Raw genomic sequence first — 21,704 nt, forward strand, 5'->3', positions numbered from 1 at the left:
TTGCCGAATTCTTTCCGATACTCACGTATTATAAAGCAAAGAGGAACTTCTGTTAAAACCGTCCACGTCCTGTGGACAACACAGAAGTCATCACATCCTGTGAAAGTCCGTTCGTAAAAAATTCGTCGCCTTGAACTTCTTGGTCTTTTTCATCGTACTTTTTGAACACGTACTGTAAGAAGAACAGAGCAGCAAGATATTATTTTAATAATTCTTCTAAAATCTGTTTCTTTGTATCTTCTACACCAATTCCTGTCAGGAACGTACGGGCGTTGATAACAGGGAAGGGATATTCCTTCTTTGTCATTGCAGTAGTAACCAATAGATCTGCTGTATCTTCATAGGTGCTTACTTCTGCAATCCGGATTTGTTTTAAATCTATTTTTACGCCATTTTCTTTTGCTAATTCTTCAATCGCATTATTCACTACAGTGGATGTAGCAATTCCTGCTCCGCAAGCTACAAGTACTTGTTTCATAGCTTCTCACCTCCTTTAAAGTCATGCAGGTCCAGCTTGTCAGCCAGTTGTTTCTGCATTTCTGATGCATTATCTGTCTGAAGTAATTGATTGAGAAAGTTCTCCTCTTGAAAAATCTTCATTAAATCCTGCAGAAGCTTCAATTGTGAATGAGGCTCATCCATTGCCAGCATAAATACGATTTGAACAGGAGTGGTCTCCGATTCTTCTCCCATAATGACAAAATCTACTGGTTTTTTTAAGGTAGCTATACTGATGGTTTTATGATTAACATGAACAGAGTCTGTATGCGGAATAGCCACAGATACCCCAGCTGTCGGTAATCCCGTTGCAAATTCTTTCTCTCTTTCTATAATTGCTGGAATAAAGCTGTCTTTGACATACTGGTGTTTTGCTAAATTTTCTCCCATTTGCTGAAGAACTTCTGTATAATCAGCTGCCTCTAAATGCATTAAAATAACTTCTTTATCAAAACGTAATTCACTCATGAAATAACACTCCTGCCTTAACTATTGATCAATGATATAATCTCGAATCAACTTGTGAATATATTCTTTGGAACTCGCTTGCGTCAGTTTAGGTAACAGACTGGGCGAGGAAGCAACCTTCATTAGCTGCATCAGTGCATGAATATGCTGTTTTTTGTCTGCTGCAGCAATCATAATCATCAAGTGAATCTGATGATTTTCTTTCCCGTATGGCACGCCGTTACGAATTTTTAACAGGCTCATGCCAACTTTTTTGACACCTTCCTCTGGTGTAGCATGTGGAATAGCCACATGTTCGCCAATTGCAATATACGAATCTTCTTTCGAATGCTGGATGGCTGCATCAATATAATGCGGCGTAATGTATCCATTTGTAAGCAATGGAGCGCCGCATAGCCGAATGGCCTCATCAAAAGAAGCGACAGATTCTCTCAGCGTAATATGATCCACTGTCAGAAAATCATGTAAATCCTTTTCTTCTGCTGCAACGTCTTGTTTTGTAATGGAAGCATTTTTATCCCTGTGGATAAAAGCATAGAGTTCCTTCCGCAGACTCTTTTTATCGGAAATATTTGCATACAGTTGAATTTTAGCCATCAAATCATCTACATTGATTTCATTCGGGATGTAATCATACACCTCTAGCATGACCTGTTTACGAATACGCTGTTTGTCTTCCGTACGCAGAATGGGTTTACAGATAAATAATTTTTTATCTGTTTCTAATGAAACAGGCGAGAAAACAATATCGCAATCCAGCTCGTAATGTAAAAACTCTCTGACAGACAGCCAATCCAGAAATACGAATTCAGGAAACAACTCACGAAGCTGCTGGAACATTAAACGGGAAACGGAAATTCCCCGCGGGCATACGACCAGTGCTTTTATTTTCTGAGCCATGCTTTCTCCCTGTTTATGCATCCAGCCGCTAATCAACATAACAATATAAGTGATTTCATTTTCGGGAATCTTGCTTTCTATCACTTCTTCAAGCGGTGTAATTGCTAAATGGACCAGATGGCGAATCTGTTCGAATTCTTCATTATCGTTATCTTCAAAAAGAATGGAATCTGTCAGCTGATATTTGATCCGATAATATGCTGGTGTTAAATGCTGCAGAAGCTTATCAATCAACTGTTTTCGATCGTGAAAATTGATGCAGGCATTCTTTTCAAAGAGCCGGACCATTTTATCAATGGCTGGTACCAGGTCAGGAATGTAATCCTCGGCCATCCATGAATTTCGGTGGACGCTTCCGGTTAACAAATTGAGCGTAATAAAGATGCGTTCAGGTGTCGGTAGATTTTTGTCATATAGTATTTCTTCCGTTGCTTGATACTCCTTTGTATTGGAGAGTTCATCATAGCGGATAAATAAAGGCTTAACCGAATATCCTTTTTGAATTCTTCTCAGGATTAAGACAAAAATAGCTGGAAGTGTCATCATAATTTCATCGGTGAACTGAATGGTAAGCTTTTGCTCAACCCGCTCTAAACGGCGCTCGAACTGTGCAAGCAGCTCATCCTCAAGCATCAGAACTTCCTGCAGTTTACTCTTGTTGTCATCATGCAGGATTAATTCATTTGCGAGTCCTATCATCATTTTACGGGCCTGAAATTCATTTCCTGTAATCTGATATCCGTCTTTTCTTGTATGCTGGATTTGCAATTGGTAAGCATTCAACAGCTTCTGCACATGCTTCATATCATTTAGAATAGTGTTCTTGCTGACGTCTAACAGGTTCGTTAACTCGTTTAATGAAATTGTTTCTGTTCGCCCTAATATAGCCATGGTAAGAAATTTTACCCGATTCTGCTCTGACATGATTCCATCCTGGAACTTGGAATCTGCAACAGCGTCTTGCTTCACGGTTGCAGTTAAAATAGATTGATCAATAATAAATTGACCTTTCTTTGTTCGTTCAATTTCTGGCAAACGGCTATCTTTTAACCACGTATTTATTTTTTGAAAGGTGTAGCCCAGCTGTCGGCGAGAAAGATTATATTTATCTGCGAGCTCTGAGCTTGTAATACTTGTGTCATTAATCAATGCGTTAAAAATAATCTCTTCTCTTTCTCCTAACACAATGCCGCCTCCTTTGATTAAAATCATAACAATTGCTAAATAATAAATGAATGCGTTTACATCACAAAATAGAGAATTATCTTTGTATTATATTGTGATAATCCATCTTGTCCTATCTTACTTAAAATTTTGAAATGCTAGAAGTAACAGGAAAACAAACTGGTAATTTATTTTAACCGGAAAAGGAATTTATCATAGAGAACCATCCGTAAAAAAACCTGTAAAATGACGTTTGGTTTTGATAGAAAGAGGAAATATCACTCTTTTTGGAGGAGGTGGCATAACAAGAAATGTAAAAGGTAGGTGTATTGAATGCTTTGGAAAAAGACGGGGAGTAATTTGTGTGAATCAGCTGGAGAATGATTTAAATCAGATTGAAAGTAGAAAAATAGAATTGAGGTAAACGAATGACGCAATAAAATGGCAAGGTTTAGGATATTAACATTAAATTATTACTTATTTCGATACCGTTTGTAATAAACTATTAATATTTTTGTAACTTATTGTTTGGTAAAATGTGCTATTATTAAATTTGTCGAATATTTATAGGGGGACTACATAATGAAAAAATTAGTAGCTACAGTTGCTACGGGTGTCGTTTTAGGCGGCTCTTGTCTTTCAAATGTTTCAGCAGCGGAATATCAGGTTCAAAATGGCGATAACTTGTGGAATATAGCAAAAGAACACAGAACGACTGTTGACAAATTATTTGATTTAAATAATTTAAAGTCATCTCTTATTCATCCAAATCAAAAATTAATTCTTAACGAACAATACAAAGTAAAAAAGGGCGATACATTATCTAGTATCGGATATAAACTAGGTGTAACGGTTACTGATTTGAAAGAATGGAATAATCTTGAATCAGATCTTATTTTTATTGATCAAATGTTAACTATAAAAAAATCAAATGTTGAACAAAAAGGTGTACCGGCTGCACAAGTACCTGATAATAAATCAGCTAATGAAGATGAAGTGAATGAAACTAATCAAGCAAGTGAAAATATAGAAGCAGCGCAAGCAGAAGAAGAAGCGGAAGCTGAAGCAGCAGCACAAGCGGAGGCAGAAGCAGAAGAAGCGGCGCAAGCAGAGGCAGAAGCAGAAGAAGCGGCGCAAGCAGAGGCAGAAGCTGAAGCAGCAGCACAAGCGGAGGCAGAAGCAGAAGAAGCGGCGCAAGCAGAGGCAGAAGCTGAAGCAGCAGCACAAGCGGAGGCAGAAGCAGAAGAAGCGGCGCAAGCGGAAGCAGAAGCTGAAGCAGCAGCACAAGCGGAGGCAGAAGCAGAAGAAGCGGCGCAAGCGGAAGCAGAAGAAGCGGCGCAAGCGGAAGCAGAAGCTGAAGCAGCACAAGCGGAGGCAGAAGCAGAAGAAGCGGCGCAAGCGGAAGCAGAAGCTGTGAACTCCTCAGAAAATGAGGAACCTGTAACGGAAACCAACACACAAGAACAAGCTAGCGGTGAAACAATCTCTGTAACTTCTACCGCATATACAGCTAACTGTGAAGGATGTTCTGGTGTTACATCAACCGGAATTGACTTAAACGCAAACCCGAATGAAAAAGTAATTGCTGTTGATCCAAATGTAATTCCACTAGGTACAAAAGTATATGTTGAAGGCTATGGTCATGCAGTAGCGGGCGATATCGGCGGCGCAATTAACGGTAATAAAATCGATGTTCATGTTCCGACACGTGATGAGGCTCTTAACTGGGGCGTGCGTGAAGTTAATGTTACTGTAGTAGAATAGTAGAAACTTAATAGAAAAAATTTGAGGAAAAGCACTTTGCAATAAGGTGCTTTCCTTTTTTTTAGGCTCTATACTGAATGTGGTGGTGTCCTCCGTTCCATCGCCAGATGGAACGGAGGCAAAAAAATACACTCCTTTTCCTCTCTCTGATAACCTTGAGTTGTCGAGACAAAAGGAATGGGAGAGGAAAAGAGTGCAACATCATTTTATCACAGAGTTATTAGGAATTAAAGATACACATGTAGATGTGTGGGATATCAGAGAAGAAGAAAGTTATTTGATTGCGGAATTATTCACGAAACAGCGTATGCAGAAATGTCCTTGTTGCGGGAAAAGAACGAAACGGATACACAGTTACCGCTGGCAAAGCATCCAAGGACCAGTGTTAACGACAAAAGAAGTTCATATATCTCTGCGAAAGAGACGTTATATTTGTATGTCGTGTCACCACACATTTTATGAGCGTCTCCAAATGATCCATCGGTATCAACGGTGTACGGCGAGTGTGCAAACGGCAGCGATGATGCATGCCGCTGTAAGTTCCTTTCGTACAGCGGCGCTGGTAACGGGAGTAACAGTGAATCGTGTGTTACGGTGGTTTGATCAGAAGGAACTGCCCACCAGCAAAGTGTTACCGCGAGTCATTGCGATCGATGAGTTTAAAGGCGACGCAGATGGAGAGAGGTTTCAATTGAATGTGGTCGATGTGGAGAACCGAAGAATTATCGATATCTTGCCAGATCGAAAAGTGGAGACCATTGAAGCGTACTTAAATTCCTGCGATACAGGTAAAGTGGAAATGGTAGTAATGGATTTATCTCAAGCGTTTAAACAAGCGATTCGAAAAGCGCTGGGAAACCCATTGATTATCGCTGACCGTTTTCACTTTATGCGTCAGGCCTACTGGGCTTTGGATGAGGTCCGCCGTGAAGTTCAAAAGCAATTGCCCAAGAAAGATCGAATTCGAATGAAACGCTCCAAAAAACTTCTGTGGAAATCATGGACAACCTGTTCGGATGATCAGAAGAAGAAAGTCCAGGAATTATTAAAGATAGATCTCCGTTTAAAGGAAGCCTATGATTTAAAGCATGAACTGGATACGTGGTTTAAGGAAAGTGATGCGCACAATGCCACAGCGGGATTAGAAGCATGTCTGGAAAAGTTGAATGCATCCAGATTAGAAGGATTTCATCGTGTCGCACGTACATTTAAAAGATGGCAACAAGAAATTCTGCATTCTTTTATGTATCCTTTTAATAATGGCTACATAGAAGGCGTTAATAATACGATTAAAGTATTAAAAAGATTATCTTATGGAATTAAACAGTTTGATCGAATGAGAAAGAAAATTCTATGGCAACAAGAGGTAAAGCTTGTGTTAAAGCAAGCTTATAAATAAAGAGGTGGAGGAATGATATTCCACCACCACATTTGACATAGAACCTTTTTTTATGGAATATGAAGCGATTATGTCAATGAATATCTTCCCAATCCAACTCCCAATAAAGCATCGATTCCGTCTGCTTTTCTTTTTTCATATTCACTTTCTCAAGCACCCGCATGGAAGCAGGGTTACCCAAACGTGTTTCGGCTATAACTTTTTCAACCTCGGCAGTACGTTTTGCCTAATTTAATAAAGCGGCAAGTGCTTCTGTTGCGTAGCCCTTATTCCAACAGCTTTCCAGAAATCCATAACCGACTTCTGCCGTTTTATTTTCATCTGGTCTTCCTTTAAACCCCATATCTCCAATTATTTTGTCATCTGCTTTTCGTTTTACAAGCCAAACACCCCAATATAAGAGAGCAGGGTCTTCTTTTAATGCATGTAAATGCTGGATAATATGAGGACCATATAGATAGTAATTAAACCTATCTAGCGGAGGAAAAACACGTAGACTCCTATGGGAAAGCGCAGTGTGAAGACCCCGCAGAAAAAAAGTGAACTTCTTTTTTCGAGGAGGATGAGCGCAAGCCCATGGAAAGCGTAGTGTTTTTCCGCAGCGGTCGCATTAACTTGACAACCTTGATAGATAGTCTGAAGTCATTGTCTGTTCTGTACAAGGGGTAATGATAAGTCTGTCTGTTTCCAGCTTCATAAAAACCGCTCCTTTTTCACTGCATTTTAATTCGGGTATAACCGACTTTCACAGCTTTTAGTATAACAGATAATATGGGTGGCAAGCCTTCCAGGTTATAAGTTATGCTGTGATTAGTATCTGCTAATAACTCCTAGTATAATTAGCTTGTGTGTAGTATAATCAGGTTATTTCATTCTGCAAATAATTGTTTCAGAGATATTTTCAATAGAAGGGTGTTTAAAAAAGATGGAAGAACCAGAACAAAAACGTTCTCAAGCCTATGTTGAAATCATTGGTGATACGGTTGTCGGAAAAGACTTGATCATGACAATCTCCATCAGTGTGGTGTTGAGCTTTCTTGGCTTTTTTGCTGGCAGAGAGCTTATTTTTCCGCGGATTGCTCCAGAAGAAATGATCCTGTCTTATTCTCTATTGTCAGGCATCGTCGGCAGTGTAACAGGTTTGCTTGTGAACACGTTTTTATTTAAACCGAAGCGGACTTTAAATGAAACGGCGTCTACCAATGCAGAATTGTCGGAAATATATGAGAAGCTGCAGCTGGATATGGAGGAGGAGCGTGACTCTATCTTGAATGATCCAGTGACCACAGCAGAGATGAAGGAACAAGGATTTTATGAGATGTTTATCCTGGATGAGCAAACGCAAAGCGATGAGAAAGAAAAGAAATAGTTGAAAGAGGAGAATGAACGAAAATGGATGTATTACTGATATCAATCGGATTAGCGATTGTAGCCGGGCTGATTTTCACGGCAATCGGCTTGATTTCCGGCTCCGATGAAACCGCTGTGCTTGTTCCCGCTACATTGATTGTAGTGCTGTTGGGAGCACCTCCGGAAGCTGTTTTTGCCTTTTTTATGGCTGCCGTACTTTCCAAGCATCTCACGCATGCGATTCCTACTGCATTAATGGGTGTTCCTGGAGATACGACGGCTACGCCGATGCTGGACCATGCGAACTTTATGCGGCGCATCGGCCTGCCGCATATTGCGTTGCGGAAAATGATTTCCGGCGGGATTATTGGTGCATTTATTGCGCTTCCTGTATCCTTGGCGTTTGCTGTATTCTTAAGCCAGTTTGGAGAATTTTTTCAGGAGAATGCCGGGCTAATATTTACATTAGCAGCTGTTTTGATTGGGTATTTTTCCAAAGGTCGCTGGGCGAGTATTATTTTGATTATCCCACTTGCCCTTGTAATTCAAGGGTTGAATATGGTCAGCACCACGATTCTGGGAACCGGATTATCAATCAGCTTTTTCTTAGGTATTGCAATTGGACCTATGTTTACCGATATCTTATTAGCAACCTCCGGAAGCGGACGGCTGATGATTAAGCGCCAGCAGCCCAATGAATATAAATTAGCTCCAGAAAAGAAATCATGGTCGGGATATTTTCCGAATCCATTTAAAGTGTTAACGAAAAAACAAACAGCAGCGGTTGGAGGGACGTCGTTTTTATCTTCGTTAACCTTTGCTTTAAGTCCTGTCGGCATGACCGCATTGATGGGAGAGCTGGTAGGTTCCAGGATAAAGGGACAATACAAGAAGTCAACGGCCAGCCTTTCTACGATGAATGGGGTAACGGAATCAACGTATATTGCGGAGACGATTATTCCGCTTGTGGCCTTTGGAATTCCACTTAGTCCGGTAGCAATCGGACCGGCGCAAGCGTTATTTAATGCGCCGCCTGTATTTACAACAGAGCCGGTCCATAATCTGCATACGTTAATGGAGCCGATGGATTTTCTTCTATACGGGTTGATTGGAATTATTGTTGCGGCTGTTATTGCCTATCCATTTTCGATGAATTTTGCGCGGAAAGCGACGGTTCTTGTGTTAAAGCATATTAACCAGGAAGCCATTATTGCTATGTTTATCGGAGTGGTTACCTTGCTTGCGTTCTATGAAGGCGGCTTGGTGAGCGTCAGCGTCACGTTTGCCATGGCAATGGTCGGCGGATTATTGAATCGTTTCCTTGGTGTGGGAATCGGGGTTCAATTTATGATATTCTATGGCTCCGGCTGGATTGTAACAACGTTATTAGGTATGTAAGGTGTGAAATACAGCGGAACAGATATATCAAAACAGGCCGGTCAATCAACATGGCTTCAAATATGGTAAGATAGCAACAGGAAGGATGTGAAGCACGTGAAGTTAATTGCAATTGATTTAGATGGTACATTACTAAGTGAAGACGGAAAGATCAGTGAAGAAAATCAAGAAGCGATTCATAGAAGACAAGCAAACGGCGATATCGTTGCTTTTTGTTCTGGAAGATCATTGCATGATATGCAGAAAATTGCGGAAGCGGCGAATTTAGAGGTTCCATTAATTTGTGCGAATGGTTCGTTGACCAGTGTGAATGGAGAAGTTATCCGCAGCCAGATACTTGTTGCGGACAAGCTGACGGAAATCATGGACACGGTGGCGAGTGCAGGATTATATTTTGAGGTTTATACGAATAAAGGCGTCTATATTCAAAAGGATAAGAAGCCGATTTTAGAAGAAGAGAAGGAAGCTTTGTTTGATACGCCGGAAGAAAAGGAAAATGCCGGGCATATTATTCGAATACAAAATATGCAGTATGGGATGGTAGAAGTAGATGACTACTTAGAAGCAGGAGTAACCGAATTGGATCCGTATAAAGTATTTATTTTGTCCTTCCGTCGCCAGGAGCTGGAGAAGCTTGCGGAAGGCTGGGAAGGCAGAGAGGATATTTCCATCACCACCTCGGGCTATCAAAAATTAGAGGTTGCTCATCCGGACGCCAGCAAAGGAAATGCATTAGAAGCGCTGGCAGCGTATTATGAAATTCCGCAGAAGGACACCGTCAGCATTGGAGATAATTTTAATGATATTTCGATGCTTGAATATGCAGGAACAGCTGTAGCGATGCATAATGCTGAACCGGAAGTAAAGGAATATGCAGACCATGTAACAAGAAGTAATGAAGAAAATGGTGTCGGTCATGCATTAAATGAAATCATCAAATAAGACAGCAGAGGCTTTGCTTATAAAACGAAACGTCACGCAGTGGGAGTTTTGGCTCCCCATAATAAAAAATCCGAATCTGATTTTTACAGATTCGGATTTTAGTTGTTCTATATACTTTCTTCTTCTACCTTTTCAATCGACTTCTTCTTCACGAATTGAAATAAGCCAACTTCATGGGCTGCTTGAAATGCGCTGACAACAAACGGACCAAAAATAAGTCCGAGCACACCAAAGAAGACAAATCCAAAATACATGGATAAAACGGTTGGCAATGCCGCGAGCCCCATTTGATCACCGAGCACCTTAGGCTCCGTAATCCGTCTGATGACCAGGAGAAATAAGGCTAATACCATCAGCTGCAGACCGGTTGGAACGTCGCCGATAAGCATCATCAGTCCTCCCCAGGGAACCAGAATTAATGCCGGACCGACATACAGCGGAATAATGTCTACGAGCCAGATAATAAAGGTCATTAAGAGCGCAAACCGAGGTGAGATAAATAATAAGCTCACATAGGTAAGTATGAAAATCATTACACTAAGCAGGAATTGCGCTTTCCAGTATCCCCAGAAAACCGTTTTTAAACGCTGGAAGAAGGTCTTTAATTTTGTAGATGTTGTCTCTGGAAACAGAGAGAAAAAAGCTTGGAACAGCTTTGGCAGATCCAGACTGAATAAAAAGAAAGTAATCAGGTAGACAAGCGATACAAAAAGCAGATTAGGAATGGATTGGACCCAGGAACCAAGCATGCCAATCAAACTCTCTACTAAGTCATATCCTGTGTTTAACAGCCGTTCTGATTGACGTTCCAGTTCACTGATAATCGCATCACGCTGCGGCAAATCAGCAATTAAATCATTGAACCTGTTAATAATTTCAGTGATGATGGTCTGAATTTCACTTCCGTATCTGGGAACATTATAACTCCATTCCACGATACGGCTGATGGTACTTGTGAGCATGACATAAATTAATCCGCAAGCCACTACCACGAAGGTCGTAAAAACAATGGTAACCGGCCAGATTCGTTTTTCTTGTTTTAATACTTTTTGCAGCAGCTTCACAAGCGGTTCAAAAATAATTGCTGTTAATAATGCCAGCAGGACAGGTATAAATACCGAAAAGTAAAAATATAAAAATACAGCTAGTGCTATAAGTAAGATGCCGATAATAATTTTTTTGATTAATGATTGATTTAACAAAAGCTTTCCCCCTGCCGAATAACACAATAAAATATCATAATATCATTTTATAATCCGGCTTTCAAATTGTAAACCGGATTAGTGGAGTTCAGGAATTATTGCTGTATTATTCCGCCTGTTCATGAATCCAATCGCTGATATCCTTGATAACCTGTTCATCCACATGACCAGGAATATTGTATTCAGCTATCGCGCCTTTATTTTCCCCTTGGGATAGAATAAAGTTATGGTTAAGGTCCGGATAGGTTTTTAATGTTGCCTGCGATTCATTTGCAAAAATATCTTCCCATGCAGCGAAGTCATTCTCCACGGTGACCTGAAAATCTGCTTCCCCCTGAAGAATAAGCAGTGGTTTATTGGAATCAAGAGCAATTTGGCCGACATCGTATTGATCCATTTCTTGAAGATAATATCCGCTCATTCCGCCAATGTCATATTCCATGGCTTCTTCTGGAGACATATCTTGAAAGCTTTCGGCAAGCTCTTTAAATGCATCTGCTTGTTCCTGCAGCTGTTCTCGTGCTTCTTCACTCAGATTATCAGAAGCTAAATCTAATTGCTGATTGTACAGGATTTCCCATAATGACCGGGGAGAGCCTGCTAAAAGAATCATGCCAGCTGTATCTGCCTCGTCGTCAATGCGCGGCGCCAGCATTCCCCCGAGAGAATGTCCATTGATGTATACTTGATCCGTCTGAATTCGGTCGTCCGCTTGCAGCATGCGGGCTGCTTCCACAGCATCATCCACCGTTTCTTCCTTAACGGTCAGTGCCGCTCCCAGCTCTTCCACCATTTTTTCTCCATGTGTATACGTACGCTTATCATAACGTAACACCGCAATTCCTTCTTCTGCTAATCCATAAGCAATATCCTGAAAGGGTTTGTAGCTAAAAATAGTTTCATCCATATCATTTGGACCAGATCCATGTACAAGCACCACAGCTGGATATGGTCCGCCTTCCTCATCGGGCAGGGTCAATTTTCCATTTAGGGGGTAGCCGTCATCCGCTTCTATTGTGATATCCTCTTCCACAGCATCATCAGGGAGGGCTAAATCCTCCATTGGGCGCGCTATTTGTAAGCTCTCCAGTTTTTCTTCTTCATTCCAATCCATGGTTACCTCCATTCGTGCATCATCAAAAATGACTTCACCGGAAACAGCTGTCTCGTCATCATCTGCGGTTGCTTCCAGATTGTTAATTTCTTCAAATGTACTTCCGCGATTAGCTTCCCAGGACAGCCGTAATTCATCTGCAGGGTATGCATCCTGCAGTGCTGCGGAGAAATATTGGTCGGTAATTTGCTGATATTCCTCCTCCTGCAACTGCTGAAGCACTTCTTCTGCGTTCTCTTCTGCTGTGCTTTCCTGACTCGAACAGGCAGAGAGGAGAAAAAAGGCTGAACCAGCCAGAATTATGTATGTTTTGCGCAACATCATCACCCTTTTCATAAATTATGTGTTTATCTCAAATGAATGGAAGAGCATACAAAGCCTATACCCTATTGTACGATTTACGAAGGGGTTATGTTTCAAAACTACCTAATTATTTGTTGGTTTGTCCATATTTCGTTAAGATAGGGTTATACTTGAAAGAACGCATGATAGAATGATTTTTATGGGAAGAGGTGGAGGACATGACTACGAATGCAATCGAATTTCAAATAAAAACAAAGAAGAAGCAGGAATTTGTTTTCTTGGATAGCCAGCTGGAGGAAATTTTAGACCAGAGCGGTGTGCAGGAAGGAATCATGCTGGTATATTGTCCGCATACGACCGGCGGAATTACAATTAATGAAAATGCTGATCCAGATGTACGGCGTGACTTATCGCTTGGCTTGAACGAAACCTTTCCAAATAAAGAAGCCTATGTCCATATGGAAGGCAATTCGGACGGACATATGAAATCATCGGTTGTCGGTGCCAGCGAAACATTGATTATTTCCAACGGTCATCTGATTCTGGGAACATGGCAGAGTGTCTATTTCTGTGAATTTGACGGGCCGAGAACACGGACGGTGTACGTGAAGATAATAGAAGGGTAAGGTTTGTGACTAAAGGGGAGGCAGAAGCGTGACAACAGAAACTTTATTGTTTAATCCGGCAAGACATATTGCATTAGAAGGGACACAAAATATTCGTGATCTGGGAGGCTATCCAACGAAGGATGGCAAGCAAACAAAATGGGGAAAGTATTATCGGGCAGATTCGCTGCATCAGGTGAGCCCTGAGGGGCATGCTTTTCTGCAAAAGGAAAGAGGCATTCATACCGTTATTGATTTACGCATGAGCATGGAAGGGAAATATCGAAAAGAGGATAAAGCACGTTATGATTTTTATAATATCCCCTTGCTGGACCCGGCTACATTTACGACTAAAATGCCGAAAAGTCTTGTGGAAATGTATATCTTGATGCTAGAGACCAGCAAGCCGAAATTTAAACAAATCATGGATATTTTTCTTGAAAATAAAGGAAATCCGGTTCTGTTCCATTGCCGGGTTGGAAAGGATCGTACAGGTGTCCTGGCCGCTATTTTATTAGATTTAGCAGGCGTGCCAAGAGATATTATCGTGAAGGATTATGCGCTGACGGGCGAGTATAAGAAGATAACGGATGAAGAGCTTCATCATCGTCCGCCGTTGATGTCACGGAATCAATTTAAAGCGATGTTGAGCTGTGAACCTGCTTACATGGAAGCATTTTTGGACTATTTGTATAAAGAATATGGCAGTGCGGCTGATTTTCTGAAAGTGATTGGTTTGAGAGAGGAAGAAATCACTGATTTGCGAGATGATTTTATAGAGGAAGGATAGCATAAAAAAAGGAGAAGAACGGTTGAAATTTATGCCGTTCTTCTCTCTTTTTTTCTGTTTTCTAATAGTACGGTGGATAGGGGTAGCCGTTATAATAACCAGGTGGTCCGGGCGGTCCAGGAGGGCCAGGCGGACCCGGCGGGCCATAATATCCCATTGGCCCAGGCGGTCCTGGAGGTCCGGGCGGCCCGGGAGGACCATAATATCCCGGGCCTCCGCCAGGACTAAAAGCGCTGCCCAATAAACCGCCGGCTAATCCGCCGATGAACGGGAAAAAGAACGCACGCTGTTCTGGCGCATGCTGATTAAATGGCTGTCCCGGGTATGCATTATATGGTGAAGCAGTTATATCAAACTGATCCGGATGCTGATAATCCATCACCTGATATTCATCTGCATGAGAATACCCATGATTTGGGTCAGAGTGCATATACATTCCTCTTTTCTACATAAGCTATATACCTAACTTATGCAGCTGCTTCAATTATGTTCACCCATTCCTCTGTATCGTCTTTTAGAATCCGGTCCTTAACGGCGGAATAGTCGCATGATGAAACTGACAATAAGAATAAGGATAATCGCACCAATTAAAGCAGGTACGATAGAGAACCCGCCTATTTCCGGACCTAGTTCTCCAAGAATCGCAGTACCGAGCCAGGCTCCAATGAAACCGGCAAGAATATTTCCGATGATTCCGCCCGGCAAATCCTTACTTACTATTAATCCGGCTACCCAGCCGATAATTCCACCAACGATTAGACTCCAAATAAAACTTAGCATAAAAATCATTCCTTTCTATATTTTATTTATCCCCAACTATATAAACTTTAAAACGAGAAATCCTTCTTTTTTTAACAAAAAATAGAAAAAATGCTTCAGAATTCCTAGTATGGAAAATGAAAATGAAATACAGCTATAATTTTTAGGTTGAAAGTACTTTTATAAATGAAAAGGTTAATAGGTAATAAGGTGTGTTCCCCCTGTGAAAATCATGGATGTTTTATTAAAATCAATCTTTCATACATGGAACTTTTATCTTATAAGAAGTATTTAGTTTTTTTGATTTAATGTTAAAGGGTTATTTTTATTTTATGATTTGATTCTAAAAGAATGATAAATTTACTTTATATTCCTTTTATTTCTTTTTAATGGAATTAGTAAAAATATTTTATAATATTTATTGTATTTAGATACATTTTTTCAGTTTTCTTCCGATAAATAATTATAGACAATTAGGAGAGATGAAAAAATGAAGAAATTATTTAAAGCCAAAGGAATCCGGTTTAAGTTAGTCTTATCTTTTTTCTTAATACTACTCGTCCCGGGAATAATCGTAAGTACGATGTCATTTTTTACTTCAACAAATACTGTAGAGCAGCAGAAGCGGGATCAGGTGCAGGAATTAACTGCGGTGATAAATCAGACAATCAATAATACATTTGATCTGAAGCAGAGGGATATGGAAGTCTTATCAAGCGTAATTACAGCCGACGTCATAGAAGATACTGACGAATTAGATCGAAGAATGTCTGAGTACATAGAGATTCATGAAGAGGCTCCGGAATTTTATCTTGGAACAACAGACGGCGATTACCATATGCAGCCGGACTTAGAGATGGAGGAAGGCTACGATCCAAGAGAGCGTGACTGGTATCTGGAAGCCATGGCAAATCCGGAAGAAGTCATTATTTCTGATCCATACCTGACAGCAAGCGGGGACGGGCAGATAGCGGTCAGTATTTCGAAAGCACTGGAAGATGGTTCGGGAGCCATCGGTATTGATGTATCCATGGACTTTATTCAGCAGCTTGTATCAGAAATGAGCATAGGAGAAAATGGATACGCTATCCTGCTGGATACGAATCAAAACTTTATTTATCATCCGGAAACAGAAGCTGGAGAAGACGCAGAAGAAGCTTTCTATCAGAATATGTATGGAAATGATTCTGGGACGTTTGACTATGATTACAACAATATGTCTAAAATTATGGTATATGATACGAACAGTTTAACGGGTTGGAAATTGGGAGGAACCATTGACCAAAGTGAAGTAGAAGCTGCAGCCAGGTCTATCTCTACACCGGTTACCATTGTACAGGCTTTGACGATAGTCATCGGAACAGTCATTATTTTATTTCTGATTCGTTCGATTATCCGCCCAATCAAGGATTTAAAAGAAAAAGCAGAAGTCATCAGTACGGGAGACTTAACGCAGTCTGTGGAAGTCAAAACAAATGATGAGATTGGCGAGCTGGGCACTGCTTTTAATAAAATGGGAGAGAGCCTGCGGGAGCTGGTTGGCGAGGTCGAATATAATGCGCAGCAGGTAGCCGCCTCTGCACAGGAATTAAATGCAAATGCTGATCAGATGACAAGCTCATCGGAGCAGGTTTCCCTGGCTATTCAAGAGGTATCCTCCAGTGCAGAGCATCAGTTAAGCGGTACGGAAGATGGAGTGAATTCGCTGGAAGAAGTGTCTACAGGCGTGCACAGAGTCGTTGAAAGCTCTGCCCAAGTAACGGAATTCGTGCAAAAAATGAATGAACAGGCAGAGGTCGGCGGACAGGCTGTGAGCAACACATTAAATCAGATGACCTCGATTCAATCATCTGTCGAAAATACCAATGAAAATATTTCATCCTTATTAGAACGGTCGAAGCAGGTCAGCACGATTTTAAATGCCATTACCGATATTTCAGAACAGACGAATTTGCTCGCATTAAATGCAGCAATCGAAGCAGCCCGGGCAGGAGAGCATGGGAAAGGCTTTGCAGTTGTGGCAGATGAGGTGCGAAAGCTGGCTGAACAGTCGAAGCTTTCCGCTACGCAAATCAGGGAAATCATTGTAGGAATCCAGACAGACGTTGAGAATGCAGTAGATAAAATGGGGCAGGTTACCTCCAATGTCAACAGCGGACTGGATGTATCCTATGATGCCATCGATAAATTCGGTGAAATTCTCCGCTCCAGCGAAAGCATTAAACCGCAGATGGAAGAAGTAACTGCCATCTCAGAACAAATGTCTGCCGCAGTTGGGCAGTTAATGGAAACCGTGAATAATCTGGCTTCCATCGCCCGCAATAATGCCGCATCCTCTGAGGAAGTAGCCGCATCTTCTGAAGAACAGCTTGCCTCCATGGAGGAAATCTCGGCATCTGCGAAATCACTTTCTTCCATGGCAGAGGATTTATCGGAGAAAGTGTCAAAGTATAAATATTAAAGGTTTTAACACTATCTTAAGAAGAAACCCTTAAACTGAATTAATTTTTACCTTAATAAAAAAGTGCAGTAGTGAGAAATTGCTGCACTTTTTTTATGTCATTTTTTAGGTAATTAAACATAATTGTAAAAATATTTACAGGACTAATTAACGAAAAAAGTATTCAAATTATCATTTTCTTGCCGATAGATAAGTATAGAAGCATTTTTAGCAGTAGGGGAGGACAACCATGAAGAATACAGGAATTCGATTTAAGTTAATTGTATCATTTGTTTGTATGTTATTGATTCCGGGCGTTGTCATTGGGTTTATGACGTATAACAGCTCTTTGAATACATTACAGACGCAGCAAGAGAACCAAGTAGAAGAAATTATCACGATTATGAATCAAACTATTGATAATACATTTACTTTAAAGAGCAGAGATGCAGAAGTATTAGCGGGACAGATTCAAGGTGAATCGGTAGATAACGAATCCGAGGAGATAGCTGCATCTTTTGATCAATATTTTAACCTGCATGATGAGGTAGTATCCGTTTATGCCGGTTCTGAGGACGGAGCATTTATGGAAGCGTCAACGGATGTGATAGAGGGAGAATATGATCCGCGTGAACGTACGTGGTACATAGAAGCAATGGAGAGCACGGGAGAAATTATTATTTCAGAGCCTTATATTTCAGCGGGAGCAGATGGTGACATGGTCGTTACCGTTTCGAAAGCATTAGAGGATGGTTCAGGCGTTGTCGGTATCGATTTATCGATTGATTTTATTCAGGAAGTAGCGTCAGGAATTCAAATTGGTGAAAATGGCTATGCGATGCTATTAGACGAAACGCAGCATTTCATTTATCATCCGACAGTAGATATTGGCAATGAAACAGATGAATCTTTCTATGATCATCTTTATGAATCAAATACTGGCGAATTTGAATATAATTATCAAGACACCGATAAAATTATGGTTTATGGAACTAATGAATTAACAGGATGGAAAATCGCCGGAACGATTGACTATAGTGAAATTCAGTCAGAGGCAGCTTCTGTTTTTAACACATTATTGATTGTATTAGCCGGTGCTATTGTGATTGGGCTGGCTGTGACAGCAGTGATTGTACGTTCCATCGTGAAGCCAATCAAAGAATTGAAAGAAAAAGCGCAAATTATCAGCACAGGTGATTTGACGCAATCAATTGAAGTGAAAACAAAGGATGAAATTGGTGAGCTTAGCATCGCTTTTAATGAAATGCAGGGCAGCTTAAAAGAATTAATTCGTGATGTTGAATTCAACGCTCAGCAGGTTGCTGCATCTGCAGAAGAATTAAATGCGAATGCCGACCAGATGACAAACTCATCTGAACAAGTGTCTCTGGCTATTCAGGAAGTATCCTCCAGCTCGGAAACACAATTGAATGGGACAGAAGATAGTGCGAATTCATTAGAAGAAGTCTCGACAGGGGTCAGCAGAATCGTTGACAGTTCCTCTCACGTAGCAGAATTGGTAAACCAGATGAGCGATCAGGCAGAAATCGGCGGCAAAGCGGTTACGGATACGTTGAATCAAATGACATCGATCCAATCTTCCGTAGATAATACAAATGTCAATATTACCTCGTTAATGGCCCGTTCAAATGAGGTAAGCACGATCCTGAAGGCCATTACGGATATTTCTGAACAGACCAACCTGCTCGCGTTAAATGCAGCGATTGAAGCAGCCCGCGCCGGAGAGCATGGAAAAGGATTTGCTGTTGTTGCAGATGAAGTACGGAAGCTGGCTGAACAATCGAAAACCTCCGCTGGAGAAATTAGTACGATCGTTCAAGGGATTCAGCAGGATGTAAAGGATGCTGTTGAAAAAATGTCCCAAGTAACCGCCAATGTAGATAAAGGTCTGGAAGTGTCCGATGATGCGATGGACAAATTTAAAGGAATTGTCCAATCCAGTACGGATATTAAGCCGCAAATGGAGGAAGTTATGGCCATCTCTGAGCAAATGGCAGCTGCGGTACAAGAAGTTTCTTCCACAGCGAATGACCTGGCTTCAATTGCCAGAAATAATGCGGCATCTTCTCAGGAGGTAGCAGCTTCTACAGAAGAACAGCTTGCCTCCATGGAAGAAATCTCTGCATCTGCCAAATCATTATCTACGATGGCAGAGGATTTAACAGAGAAAATCAATCAATATAAATACTGATAAAGACTAATTTTCATCATGAAGAACTGGACCTTTCTATTCCAAAGCGCTGGAATAAGGTCCGGTTTTTTATTTGCTGTAATGCATTAGATGGATAAAGAATAGTAGGTATTTTGTTTTATTCAATTAACTTTACTCTAGAATCGAAGTAGGGAAACAAGGAAAAATGATTCATTTAACATAAATACAGCCGATAAATAATTAGAAGAATTTAGTAAAAAAAGGAGGCTGGAAAGAATGAAGCAGAAAAAAGAAACAAATGGAGTGAAGCGAAAATTAGTGATATCCTTTTCATCTATCTTAATTATACCGATTGTTCTCATTGGCTTTTTAACGTACAACAGCTCTGTCAATTCCATGCAAGCACAGCAGGAGGAGCAGGTAAATGAAATCATCACCCTGATGGGACAGAACATTGATGAGACGTTCGATCTGAAGGGCCGGGATATTGATGTATTTGCCGAAAATACTAGAGGAGATCAGATAGAAGAGGCAGACGATGAATTGACCCTTATTATGCATCAATATTTACATTTTCATGAAGAAGTAGAAGAAGTTTTCTTTGGTTCAGAGGAAGGCACCTTTTTGATTGATGCGGAAACAGAGGTCCCGAAAGATTTTGATCCGCGTGATCAATCCTGGTACATACATGCAATGGAGAACCCGGGGGAACTGATTATCTCTGATCCGTATCAAACTACAGCGGTCGATGGAGGAATGGTTGTTACGCTTTCCAAAACATTAGCGGATGGTTCCGGTGTTGCGGGTATTGACTTAACAATCGATTTTGTCCAGAATATGGCATCCACTGTTGAAATTGGTGAAAACGGTTACCCGATTTTATTAGATAGAGAAGGAACGGTTATTTTCCATCCTGACAATGAAGTAGGGACACAGCTGGAAGAAGCGTTTACCTCTTCCATATTGGAACAGGAGTCAGGTGTTCTTGAATATGAGCAGGATAATGAAGATAAAATTTTAGTGTACGATTCGAATGACCATACAGGCTGGACACTTGCGGGAAGTATTGATTACAGCGAGGTTAAAAATAATGCAGCTTCCATTATAAAAACACTTATCATCGTGATGATTGTTGCCTTTCTCATTGGTGCAGGGATAAATGCAGTCACGATTCAATCCATCCTCCGTCCGATTAATGGTTTGAAAAGAAGGGCACAGGTGATTAGCACCGGAGATTTGACGGAAGAGATCAAAGTGGCCAAAAACGATGAAATCGGGCAGCTTGGCAATGCATTTAATGACATGCAGCATAGTTTAAGAGAACTAATCAGCGATGTGGAAATGAATGCACAGCAGGTCGCAGCGTCAGCGCAGCAACTGACTGCAAATGCTGATCAATTAACAAGCTCGTCCGAACAGGTATCGCTCGCTGTTCAGGAAGTATCATCAAGCGCAGAAAATCAGTTAGATGGAACAGAAGACAGTCTTCGTTCGTTAGAAGAAGTGTCAACAGGAGTAGGGAGAATCGTAGAAAGTACGACCAGCGTTTCTGACTATGTAGATCGGATGAATGAGCAGGCGAATGTAGGCGGACAGGCTGTAAGCAACACATTGAATCAAATGACATCCATCCAATCATCGGTAGAAGATACAAATAAGGATATTCATTCTCTGTTAGAACGCTCGAAGGAAGTGAGTACGATTCTCAAAGCGATTACCGATATTTCGGAGCAGACCAATCTGCTCGCATTAAATGCAGCGATTGAAGCAGCACGTGCCGGAGAGCATGGAAAAGGATTTGCTGTGGTCGCAGATGAAGTACGTAAGCTTGCCGAACAATCGAAAACATCTGCTAGTGAAATCAGTGTTATCGTCCAAGGCATCGAAAGGGATGTTCAAAATGCGGTGGAGAAAATGAAACAGGTCACGACCTCTGTAAATGATGGACTTGATGTGTCCTATGACGCGATTGATAAATTTGGCGAAATCATACGGACAGGCGAAACGATTAAACCACAGATGGAAGAAGTGACAGCTACTTCAGAAGAAATGTCTGCTCTTGTGGAACAAGTGACCTCAACGGCAGATGGTTTAGCATCCATTGCCAGAAATAATGCAGCATCCTCAGAAGAAGTAGCAGCTTCTACGGAGGAACAATTAGCATCGATGCAGGAAATTACGGCGGCTGCGAAGTCCTTATCTTCTATGGCAGAGGATTTGAAGGAGAAGATAAAGGTTTATAAATATTAAGGACCGATATAAATATAAAGAACTGCAGTGAAACGAGATTTCAGAGAGAATGTCGTTATCATCTGCAGTTCTTTTTTGTTAGGTATTTACTCACAATTCAAATGGCGTGAAATAGAATGAAAGTTATAAAATAGCAAATTTATATTGAATTCATGAAAAATCAACCGATAAATAGTAGGTATGAA

General features: G+C 40.9%; 18 protein-coding genes. 10 read left to right on the top strand and 8 right to left on the bottom strand.

The genetic code is table 11. The features are described from left to right. Positions 1 to 199 precede the first annotated feature (199 nt). From BN997_RS03955 to BN997_RS03965, 3 genes are read right to left on the bottom strand one after another with little or no spacing between them, the layout of a single operon-like run. The gene (locus BN997_RS03955) at positions 200 to 478 is read right to left on the bottom strand and encodes a PTS sugar transporter subunit IIB (RefSeq protein ID WP_042529862.1); all 279 of its coding nucleotides are present in this window, start codon (positions 476 to 478) and stop codon (positions 200 to 202) included. Further along, positions 475 to 966 (bottom strand): PTS sugar transporter subunit IIA, encoded by a 492-nt coding sequence (locus BN997_RS03960; protein ID WP_042529864.1) that lies wholly within the window; start codon positions 964 to 966, stop codon positions 475 to 477. Before BN997_RS03960 ends, BN997_RS03955 begins: the two co-directional genes overlap by 4 nt. A 21-nt stretch (positions 967 to 987) precedes the next feature. Beyond that, positions 988 to 3,051, bottom strand: a complete 2,064-nt coding sequence (locus BN997_RS03965) for a BglG family transcription antiterminator (RefSeq protein ID WP_052484896.1) — start codon at positions 3,049 to 3,051, stop codon at positions 988 to 990. Between the two features lie 561 nt (positions 3,052 to 3,612). On the opposite strand from BN997_RS03965, the gene BN997_RS03975 reads away from it, so the two are divergent. Both BN997_RS03975 and BN997_RS03980 read left to right on the top strand, forming a co-directional pair. Continuing rightward, entirely contained in the window at positions 3,613 to 4,794 is a 1,182-nt protein-coding gene (locus BN997_RS03975; protein WP_052484897.1) for a 3D domain-containing protein, read from the top strand. Positions 4,795 to 4,987: 193 nt separating this feature from the next. Beyond that, positions 4,988 to 6,193, top strand: a complete 1,206-nt coding sequence (locus tag BN997_RS03980) for an ISL3 family transposase (RefSeq protein WP_042529866.1) — start codon at positions 4,988 to 4,990, stop codon at positions 6,191 to 6,193. Positions 6,194 to 6,419: 226 nt separating this feature from the next. Here BN997_RS03980 and BN997_RS23665 read toward each other — a convergent pair whose 3' ends face one another. Then, positions 6,420 to 6,725, bottom strand: a complete 306-nt coding sequence (locus BN997_RS23665; protein ID WP_338112899.1) for a GNAT family N-acetyltransferase — start codon at positions 6,723 to 6,725, stop codon at positions 6,420 to 6,422. Between the two features lie 393 nt (positions 6,726 to 7,118). Between BN997_RS23665 and BN997_RS03990 the strand changes: the two genes are divergently transcribed. The 3 genes from BN997_RS03990 (at position 7,119) to BN997_RS04000 (ending at position 9,883) form a co-directional block, all read left to right on the top strand. After that, complete coding sequence (locus BN997_RS03990) at positions 7,119 to 7,562, top strand: hypothetical protein (protein WP_042529868.1); 444 nt, start codon at positions 7,119 to 7,121, stop codon at positions 7,560 to 7,562. Between the two features lie 23 nt (positions 7,563 to 7,585). Beyond that, positions 7,586 to 8,941 carry a tripartite tricarboxylate transporter permease gene (locus BN997_RS03995; protein WP_042529870.1) on the top strand — a complete coding sequence of 452 codons (1,356 nt, stop codon included), beginning with the start codon at positions 7,586 to 7,588 and terminating at the stop codon, positions 8,939 to 8,941. Between the two features lie 96 nt (positions 8,942 to 9,037). Further along, the gene (locus BN997_RS04000; RefSeq protein ID WP_042529872.1) at positions 9,038 to 9,883 is read left to right on the top strand and encodes a Cof-type HAD-IIB family hydrolase; all 846 of its coding nucleotides are present in this window, start codon (positions 9,038 to 9,040) and stop codon (positions 9,881 to 9,883) included. 107 nt (positions 9,884 to 9,990) lie between these two features. Here the strand turns inward: BN997_RS04000 and ytvI are convergent, their stop codons facing one another. Continuing rightward, positions 9,991 to 11,085: a sporulation integral membrane protein YtvI gene (ytvI, locus tag BN997_RS04005; RefSeq protein WP_042529875.1), complete on the bottom strand. Its 1,095-nt coding sequence runs from the start codon at positions 11,083 to 11,085 to the stop codon at positions 9,991 to 9,993. A gap of 106 nt (positions 11,086 to 11,191) precedes the next feature. Continuing rightward, a complete protein-coding gene (locus BN997_RS04010; protein WP_175297000.1) occupies positions 11,192 to 12,517 on the bottom strand; it encodes an alpha/beta hydrolase in 1,326 nt (441 codons plus the stop codon). Positions 12,518 to 12,720: 203 nt separating this feature from the next. Between BN997_RS04010 and BN997_RS04015 the strand changes: the two genes are divergently transcribed. Both BN997_RS04015 and BN997_RS04020 read left to right on the top strand, forming a co-directional pair. Next, positions 12,721 to 13,128 (top strand): secondary thiamine-phosphate synthase enzyme YjbQ, encoded by a 408-nt coding sequence (locus BN997_RS04015; RefSeq protein ID WP_042529877.1) that lies wholly within the window; start codon positions 12,721 to 12,723, stop codon positions 13,126 to 13,128. Between the two features lie 28 nt (positions 13,129 to 13,156). Beyond that, a complete protein-coding gene (locus BN997_RS04020) occupies positions 13,157 to 13,897 on the top strand; it encodes a tyrosine-protein phosphatase (protein ID WP_052484899.1) in 741 nt (246 codons plus the stop codon). Between the two features lie 61 nt (positions 13,898 to 13,958). Here BN997_RS04020 and BN997_RS23080 read toward each other — a convergent pair whose 3' ends face one another. Further along, positions 13,959 to 14,327 carry a hypothetical protein gene (locus tag BN997_RS23080; protein ID WP_042529879.1) on the bottom strand — a complete coding sequence of 123 codons (369 nt, stop codon included), beginning with the start codon at positions 14,325 to 14,327 and terminating at the stop codon, positions 13,959 to 13,961. Positions 14,328 to 14,425: 98 nt separating this feature from the next. Next, positions 14,426 to 14,677: a GlsB/YeaQ/YmgE family stress response membrane protein gene (locus BN997_RS04030; RefSeq protein ID WP_042529881.1), complete on the bottom strand. Its 252-nt coding sequence runs from the start codon at positions 14,675 to 14,677 to the stop codon at positions 14,426 to 14,428. A gap of 469 nt (positions 14,678 to 15,146) precedes the next feature. Between BN997_RS04030 and BN997_RS04035 the strand changes: the two genes are divergently transcribed. The 3 genes from BN997_RS04035 to BN997_RS04045 all read left to right on the top strand — a co-directional run bounded on the left by BN997_RS04035 (position 15,147) and on the right by BN997_RS04045 (position 21,519). Continuing rightward, on the top strand, positions 15,147 to 17,117 hold the full coding sequence (locus tag BN997_RS04035; RefSeq protein WP_042529883.1) for a methyl-accepting chemotaxis protein: 1,971 nt from the start codon (positions 15,147 to 15,149) through the stop codon (positions 17,115 to 17,117). 229 nt (positions 17,118 to 17,346) lie between these two features. After that, positions 17,347 to 19,308 carry a methyl-accepting chemotaxis protein gene (locus BN997_RS04040; RefSeq protein ID WP_042529885.1) on the top strand — a complete coding sequence of 654 codons (1,962 nt, stop codon included), beginning with the start codon at positions 17,347 to 17,349 and terminating at the stop codon, positions 19,306 to 19,308. A 237-nt stretch (positions 19,309 to 19,545) separates the two neighbouring features. Then, positions 19,546 to 21,519 carry a methyl-accepting chemotaxis protein gene (locus BN997_RS04045; RefSeq protein ID WP_052484900.1) on the top strand — a complete coding sequence of 658 codons (1,974 nt, stop codon included), beginning with the start codon at positions 19,546 to 19,548 and terminating at the stop codon, positions 21,517 to 21,519. Positions 21,520 to 21,704 lie beyond the last annotated feature (185 nt).

The organism is Oceanobacillus oncorhynchi (assembly GCF_000821065.1).
Classification (GTDB): Bacteria; Bacillota; Bacilli; order Bacillales; family Amphibacillaceae; genus Oceanobacillus; species Oceanobacillus oncorhynchi.

Bases quoted from the DNA above. Each gene is read 5' to 3' on its own strand.
- BN997_RS03955 (WP_042529862.1), bottom strand. From the start codon at position 478: ATGAAACAAGTACTTGTAGCTTGCGGAGCAGGAATTGCTACATCCACT.
- BN997_RS03960 (WP_042529864.1), bottom strand. From the start codon at position 966: ATGAGTGAATTACGTTTTGATAAAGAAGTTATTTTAATGCATTTAGAG.
- BN997_RS03975 (WP_052484897.1), top strand. From the start codon at position 3,613: ATGAAAAAATTAGTAGCTACAGTTGCTACGGGTGTCGTTTTAGGCGGC.
- BN997_RS03990 (WP_042529868.1), top strand. From the start codon at position 7,119: ATGGAAGAACCAGAACAAAAACGTTCTCAAGCCTATGTTGAAATCATT.
- BN997_RS03995 (WP_042529870.1), top strand. From the start codon at position 7,586: ATGGATGTATTACTGATATCAATCGGATTAGCGATTGTAGCCGGGCTG.
- BN997_RS04015 (WP_042529877.1), top strand. From the start codon at position 12,721: ATGACTACGAATGCAATCGAATTTCAAATAAAAACAAAGAAGAAGCAG.
- BN997_RS23080 (WP_042529879.1), bottom strand. From the start codon at position 14,327: ATGCACTCTGACCCAAATCATGGGTATTCTCATGCAGATGAATATCAG.
- BN997_RS04030 (WP_042529881.1), bottom strand. From the start codon at position 14,677: ATGCTAAGTTTTATTTGGAGTCTAATCGTTGGTGGAATTATCGGCTGG.
- BN997_RS04035 (WP_042529883.1), top strand. From the start codon at position 15,147: ATGAAGAAATTATTTAAAGCCAAAGGAATCCGGTTTAAGTTAGTCTTA.
- BN997_RS04040 (WP_042529885.1), top strand. From the start codon at position 17,347: ATGAAGAATACAGGAATTCGATTTAAGTTAATTGTATCATTTGTTTGT.
- BN997_RS04045 (WP_052484900.1), top strand. From the start codon at position 19,546: ATGAAGCAGAAAAAAGAAACAAATGGAGTGAAGCGAAAATTAGTGATA.